Genomic DNA, 867 nt, shown 5'->3' with positions numbered 1-867 from the left:
GTGGGAGCAAAGCAAAATTGCATCAGGCCGTAGCTGACGAGCATTGCACCAAGCCACCAGGCCTGTGAGGCAGAGTTGCCGGCGAGCTTACCCACAAGTTGGGGAAGGACGGGAATAATCAACCCTATCCCTAAAATGTCTAATAGAACACATACCAAAATAAATGGCAGGCCCGGATGGAAACTTCTCTTCATATGTCCTCGGCACGAATAAGTCCGAAAATCTAGCACATGAATTTTATCTACACCTGAGGAAAACACTTAAGATGGCGACAATGCCAATGAGAATGTAAGTAAGTCCTTCAAAGAAAAAAGACCTTGCCGGCTAAATACCGACAAGGCCGCTTTGTAAAAGTATGGAAGAAATCTTTAGACGGAATCAGTTGCTCTGTTCCGATAGCTGCTTAATTCTTTTCTTCTTCAATATCTCGTTAGAGTTCTTTTTGCTCCTCTTTGTTTTGGGAATCTAAAACGAAGTTCACAACGAAAAGCATTGTCAAGATAGCATCGATAAAGTTTCTCTCGTCCGTATTATCCCAATCTTGCAGTGGTGGTATCTCAACAATGTCTGCGAGGGCTTCTGGAATCCGCTGTTCGGTTTCAAAGAGTTTGAACTGATCTGTCAGCCAGCTTGCATATTCTTCCCTCATATACTTAGCAAAGTCTCTGAGCTCCGGCCAACGTTCATTCAATCTTTCATCAGCTTTTCTCAATTCGTTGAAGAGACTGAGCGTCTGTTTCCCTGGAATTTTCATAAAGCGATACAGGTCTCTTAGGAAAGATAGCTGGTTGTCTAGCTGATACAAGTCGATGGCACTTGAGTCAGCCAGTTCTTCCAGTTTTTGAACTAGCTTTCTGCAATCCTTTT

At 43.3% G+C, this 867-nt stretch carries 1 protein-coding gene and 1 pseudogene; both read right to left on the bottom strand.

Annotation, left to right across the window (positions count from 1 at the left end; translation table 11 throughout):
• Positions 1 to 194 (bottom strand): annotated as a pseudogene (locus ACYQ4O_RS12910) (TetA family tetracycline resistance MFS efflux pump); the annotation flags it as partial.
• A gap of 236 nt (positions 195 to 430) precedes the next feature.
• Positions 431 to 867, bottom strand: a 437-nt coding sequence (locus ACYQ4O_RS12905; RefSeq protein WP_460175867.1) for a hypothetical protein, incomplete at its 5' end; no start/stop codon positions are given.

The sequence above is a fragment of the Turicimonas sp. TL08 genome, from assembly GCF_054660695.1.
Note: the sequence above shows the minus strand (reverse complement) of the source record. Positions and strands in the feature narration are given on the sequence as shown.